Source organism: Ginsengibacter sp. (assembly GCF_057362405.1).
In genome coordinates this window covers 1-5,673 of record NZ_JBMQQG010000098.1, presented here as the reverse complement: position 1 = coordinate 5,673, position 5,673 = coordinate 1, and the positions used below count along the sequence as shown (strand labels likewise).

5 protein-coding genes are annotated in these 5,673 nt (G+C 38.9%); 3 read left to right on the top strand and 2 right to left on the bottom strand.

Features of this window, described 5'->3' with window-relative positions:
* Positions 1-281 precede the first annotated feature (281 nt).
* On the bottom strand, positions 282-1,202 hold the full coding sequence (locus ACO1O5_RS08660) for a hydroxypyruvate isomerase family protein (protein ID WP_486269448.1): 921 nt from the start codon (positions 1,200-1,202) through the stop codon (positions 282-284).
* Between the two features lie 431 nt (positions 1,203-1,633).
* Positions 1,634-2,647 carry an LLM class flavin-dependent oxidoreductase gene (locus tag ACO1O5_RS08655; protein ID WP_486269447.1) on the bottom strand — a complete coding sequence of 338 codons (1,014 nt, stop codon included), beginning with the start codon at positions 2,645-2,647 and terminating at the stop codon, positions 1,634-1,636.
* A gap of 245 nt (positions 2,648-2,892) precedes the next feature.
* Between ACO1O5_RS08655 and ACO1O5_RS08650 the strand changes: the two genes are divergently transcribed.
* The 3 genes from ACO1O5_RS08650 to ACO1O5_RS08640 form a co-directional block, all read left to right on the top strand.
* Positions 2,893-3,450 carry a LemA family protein gene (locus ACO1O5_RS08650; protein ID WP_486269446.1) on the top strand — a complete coding sequence of 186 codons (558 nt, stop codon included), beginning with the start codon at positions 2,893-2,895 and terminating at the stop codon, positions 3,448-3,450.
* Positions 3,451-3,462: 12 nt separating this feature from the next.
* Positions 3,463-5,178: a DUF2207 domain-containing protein gene (locus ACO1O5_RS08645; protein ID WP_486269445.1), complete on the top strand. Its 1,716-nt coding sequence runs from the start codon at positions 3,463-3,465 to the stop codon at positions 5,176-5,178.
* A gap of 76 nt (positions 5,179-5,254) precedes the next feature.
* Positions 5,255-5,673 (top strand): hypothetical protein (locus ACO1O5_RS08640; RefSeq protein WP_486269444.1); only part of this gene is annotated, 419 nt, incomplete at its 3' end.

Sequence of the window (5,673 nt, the reverse complement as noted above, 5' to 3'; positions counted from 1 at the left end):
GTAAAGGGCGATCCCATTTTTGATTGTTCGAAAACAAATTTTTGTTGGGCATATAAAATTTGAGTTGATGAAAAAACGACAATAAAAATGATAGAAAAAAAATAAGGAAAGGAAAGCCCACGAACCATGCTGAATATTTTGAGTATGCCAATAAATTAAAAACTAAAGTTGCAAAATAGAGTAGCCGAAGCTTGACATAAATCCCTAAAAGAATGTGAATAATTCCTACTTCCTGCAATAGATGTTTGATTCTTATATTTATTTTTTTGAAGAAAAAGTAGTTATATGAAATTATCCGAATCTCTATAAGCCTTTATTAATGCTGTTTCACCCTCTTTACCAGGATTGGCTTTTCCATGTTCCATTCCTAACATTCCCTTGTAACCTTTTTCATACAAGTGTTTAAAAATATTCTTATAATTTATCTCTCCTGTGGTAGGTTCATTTCTACCGGGATTATCTCCAATTTGAAAGTATGCGATCTCTTCATAAGCGATATCGATGTTATTAATAAGGTTACCCTCGTTCCGTTGCATGTGGTATATGTCAAACAATATTTTGCAGGACGGGCTATTCACCGCTTTGCATATTTCATAAGTTTGATCCGAAGTGCGGAGAAATAAATTGGGCGTATCACTTAGTGGTTCCAGGACCATTACGATGTTGTGTGGTTCGAGAATTGCTGCTCCTCTGCGTAATGCCTCAATCACATTACCGGTTTGGATTCCTATTGGTAAATTTCTTTGAAAGTCGCCCGGCACAACCGTCGTTAATTTGCCATTAATCCGTTTTGAAACTTCAACCGCCTGGCGGCATCCTTTTAAGAATATTTCTATGTACTCGGGTTTTCCTGCGGCGAGTGTATTGGCACCATTGCCTCCTTTATCCAAAACGAAAACACCCATGCTCATGCCTAACTTAGCCAGCGTGTCACCAATTTTTTGTTGTTCTTCAACTGGTCTGTTAGCCATCCCATTGTCTTCAATTGAGCGAAACCCCCTGTCGTAACCATACTTTATCTGGTCAATAAAGTCGCTACCGCCGTTATACTTTAACATGCCATCGTGAATAGCGTAATTAAGATGAAAAGGCTGATCCGCAGAAGACACACGTCTTTTAGGAAGAGCAGCGTTAGCAATAGAAGTTGTAAAAACTGAAGCGCCGGCCAAAACCGAATTGTGCATGAAGTCTCTCCTTTTCATAATATAGTTTGTTTAATGTTGACCAATATAGCTCCCGGTTATTTTATATCGACGCATTTATAGAATTATTTTGAATATCAGCAATCTGGAAGCCCGTTAAATATAGATATTTTTAATGGCTGAGTTAAAAAATAAGTAGGAATTATTTCAGTAAACAACATTCAATAATTTTTTGCCGGATAATTTAGGTGCCCCCAATCATTTGAGTTGGGGATGTTGTGATACGATGATTCCATAGCGCTAAAAATAAGTAGAGCATTCTACTTGTGCTGTGGCAACTCTCAAATGACGGTTAGCCCACAATGACACTATGATCACAAAGCATTAGTCTTAGTGTTCCCCGTATCTTTGCGGGAATATTCATTAAGACATAATAGACTTGACATGACTCTTGCGTAGACATCAAAAAAATCCTTCAGAATAATATTTATTTAAGAAATCGCCTTCTTAAAAAACTCCCCAATCAATTCATAAGAATGAACCCTGGCGTCGTTGTCATAAATATAAGATGCCACCATTATTTCATCAACCTGTGTATCATCTAAAAAAGATTGCAAGCCTTTCTTCACGGTTGCTGCACTTCCGATAAATGTATATTTCATCATTTGCAATACCGGGGCTTTTTCATATTCATCCCATTGCTCAAAGAAATTTTTTACAGGTGGCTGCAAAGGTTTTCTTTTGTTGGTGACGATACCGGAAGCCAGTTTATAAAAGGAACTTGCGAGGTAGTTGGCTTCTCCATCTGTATCTGCCGCAATTACGTTTATACATGCCAGTGAGTAAGGTTGTTTCAATTGATCGGACGGAGTAAAACGCTGCCTGTATAACCGCAAAGCATCGTGCAGTTGAGCAGGAGCAAAGTGACTGGCAAATGCAAATGGCAAACCCAATGCTGCGGCCAACTGCGCACTGTAAGTGCTGGAACCTAACAGCCAAATAGGAACCTGTGTTCCTTCACCGGGAATAGCACGAACAGCGGGTTTATTACTATTCGGTGCTAAGTAATTTTTTAATTCAATTACATCCTGCGGGAAGTCATCAACCGAACCATTTAAATTTCTGCGCAAAGCATAAGAAGTAATTTGATCAGTTCCTGGGGCACGACCTAAACCCAAATCAATCCGACCGGGATACAAAGATTCCAATGTGCCAAATTGTTCTGCAATAACTAGCGGGGCATGATTGGGAAGCATCACGCCGCCGGAACCCACTCTTATTTTAGAAGTGTTTCCGGCAATAAAACCAATCAACACCGAGGTGGCCGAACTGGCAATGTTGGGCATGTTATGATGTTCGGCAAACCAATAACGTTTATAACCTAATTCTTCTACACGTCTTGCTACTTCAAGGCTTTTCCTGAAAGATTCTTTTGGGGTATCTCCTTCAATAATTGTGGCAAGGTCAAGAACGCTCACCGGTATATCGCTCAGCTTTTTCTTCATATTTTATTAATGACGATGTAATTTTTTAAACTTTCCAACTTTCCAAAAGTTAATACTAGTAATTAAGTGACTCTACAAATTACTTTTGGAAAGTTTGATATCATCAGCAAAAATGCATCCCAAAATATATTCCTGCCATGCTAACATATTTCCGCTGGCAATAACTGCAATAAATTCTTCTTTTGAATGCAGTATATTGCAATGGCAGAATTCTGCGCATATTTTTAATTCTTAAAATAATTTTTATGGCACTTTGGATAGTTCTGGGAATAGTTGTACTGCTCGTTTTCTGGATCATTGGCATGTATAACGGGCTTGTAAAAGCTAAAATAAAAGTTGATAACAGCTGGAGTGATATCCGCGTTTTCCTGAAGAAAAGATTTGATCTGATTCCTAACCTGGTAAATACGGTTAAAGGATACGCCACACATGAAAGCTCTACTTTTGAAAAAGTTACCGCAGCACGTAATGCAGCAGTGGCAGTGCCTCCGGGCGATGTGCAGGGGGCAGCGCAAGCCAACCAGGTATTGGGAGGAGCGTTAAGAGGTTTATTGGCCGTTGCAGAAAATTATCCTGAATTGAAAGCGAATCAAAATTTTCTTGAACTGCAAACTGCCTTGCAATCTATTGAAGGCGATTTAGGAAATGCACGTCGCTATTATAACGCAACCGTTAGAGACTACAACACATCTATCCAGCAATTTCCAGGAGTAATTATTGCAAACATGGCCGGTTTTAAAGCCCGTGAGTTTTATGAATTAGACAACCAGGAAGAAGCAAAAAATGTTGAGGTGAAGTTTTAATTCATAGCGATCATGAAAAAGCTTGCAGCGGTATTATTTGTATTTTTTATCAGTGGTAAAATTAAGGCGCAGGAATATTTTACCATTAAGCAGTATGACGTATCAATAAAAGTTAATAAAGATGCATCGCTGGATATTGCAGAGAAGATTGATGTTCATTTTACCGAGCCACGTCATGGCATCATCCGTAAAATTCCTTTCAAATATCAAATACAACCATTGTCGCCCGGCGCAGAGAAAGCAGAACGGCAGTTAGAATCTAACGGTTATACCCGTACAATGGTTGAGAATATTAAAGTTCCGGGCTGGAACTATGAAGTAAGTACTGAGGGCGATGACAAGTTGATAAAGATTGGCTCTGCCAATAAATATGTGGAAGGAGATCAGCGGTACGTGATAACGTATCGTATTCTCAATGCGATAAATTTTTTTAAAGATCACTCAGAATTATATTTTAATGTAATCGGTAACCAGTGGGAAACGACGATTGCTGCTGTAAATTTTAAGGTTGAATTGTATCAACCGCTTCCCGCAATTCCCGATTATTTTGTCGCAACCGGATCTTACGGTTCAACGGAAAATAAGACAGTAACGAGATGGGAGGGAACGGATGCTTTTTCAGGAAGCACAACGGAACAATTAAATAATAATGAAGGGGTGACTATCGGTATCAGTTTCCCAAAAGATTACTTAGCGAAACCTGATTATCGTTTTATTGGTATTTATTGGCTCGTATTGCCTTTCCTTGCTTTTGCAGGAATGTTTTATACCTGGAAAAAATGGGGTAAGGATGATGAGATAACAATACAGACAGAATTTTATCCGCCTGAAAATATAAGTCCTAGTGTATCCGGCTACGTTATAGACGATAAACTGGACAGAAGGGATCTAACGGCGCTCGTTCCATACTGGGGGGCGGGAGGCTATCTGCGAATAAACGAAGTGCAGGAATCTTCTTTATTCGGTTTACTAAAACACAAAGAATATGAATTTGTAAAATTGAAAGACCTTCCGGCAACAGCATTAACTTTTGAGAAAACATTGTTCAATGGAATATTTGCGAGTGGTGATACGGTAAAGCTCAGCGACCTTAAAGACGTTTTGTATATAACCATGAACAAGGCAAAAAAAGAGCTCGAACAAGAGGTTAATAAAGGAGATTTCTATGTTATATATTCAAGAGGGTTGAAAGGATTATTTGCATTTATTGGTGTTATTGTTTTTGCTTCCGGTATCGCGGCAATGGTTTCTGACTGGCAAATGAAACTATGGCTGGGTGTGGGCCTTATTGCAAGTGCTATCATTGTATTTGTATTTGGATTATTCATGACTAAAAAAACAAAAAAGGGAACAGCGTTATTTCAAAAATTATTAGGGTTTAAAGAATTCCTTACGTCTGTTGAGAAAGATCGCCTGCAGGAATTTTTAAAACAGGATCAAAATTATTTTGATAAAGTATTGCCCTATGCAATTGTATTCGATATCGCCGATACCTGGAAAGATAAACTGGCAGGTTTAGACATACCGCCGCCAAACTGGTATTCCGGTGTTTATGCAGGAAACAATTTTAATACCCTAATGTTTATGAATAGTCTTGACCGATCTATGAATGCAATGACGAACACGTTTTATAGCGCACCAAGCAGCAGCGGCAGCGGCGGGGGTAGTTTTGGTGGTGGTGGTTTTTCGGGCGGCGGCTTTGGTGGCGGTGGTGGCAGCAGTTGGTAGTTATTGTTCACATCATTTTTTATCATTAAGTTTTATAAGTTGCGTTTTTTTTGATTTTGCGTTGTTATTTTGCACGATGACCAAACTTTCCATACTCCTTATTTCCGTATTACTTTTTAATGTTGTTAATGCGCAAGATAATTACGAGATACAAGTGTACGCATCGCCTACGCAAACAAAAGGCACTACGATGTTTGAGTTGCATAGCAATTTTACTTTCGATGGACAAACAGATATTGTTGATGGCGTTAGGCCAAGTAATCATGCCTTACACGAAACTGTAGAGATAACGCAGGGAGTAACCAATAACTTTGAGATAGGTTTCTATTTTTTTACAAACTATACAAGCCCGTACGGCTACAAATATATCGGTTCCCACATTCGGCCACGGATAAGCGTACCCGAAAAATGGCACTGGCCCGTGGGCGTAAGCCTTTCAACAGAAATAGGTTTTCAAAGCAGTGACTATTCCACAGACACCTGGAGTATTGAAAT

Excerpts from the sequence above, each read along its gene's own strand:
- ACO1O5_RS08660 (WP_486269448.1), bottom strand. The coding sequence starts at position 1,202 with ATGAAAAGGAGAGACTTCATGCACAATTCGGTTTTGGCCGGCGCTTCA.
- ACO1O5_RS08655 (WP_486269447.1), bottom strand. The coding sequence starts at position 2,647 with ATGAAGAAAAAGCTGAGCGATATACCGGTGAGCGTTCTTGACCTTGCC.
- ACO1O5_RS08650 (WP_486269446.1), top strand. The coding sequence starts at position 2,893 with ATGGCACTTTGGATAGTTCTGGGAATAGTTGTACTGCTCGTTTTCTGG.
- ACO1O5_RS08645 (WP_486269445.1), top strand. The coding sequence starts at position 3,463 with ATGAAAAAGCTTGCAGCGGTATTATTTGTATTTTTTATCAGTGGTAAA.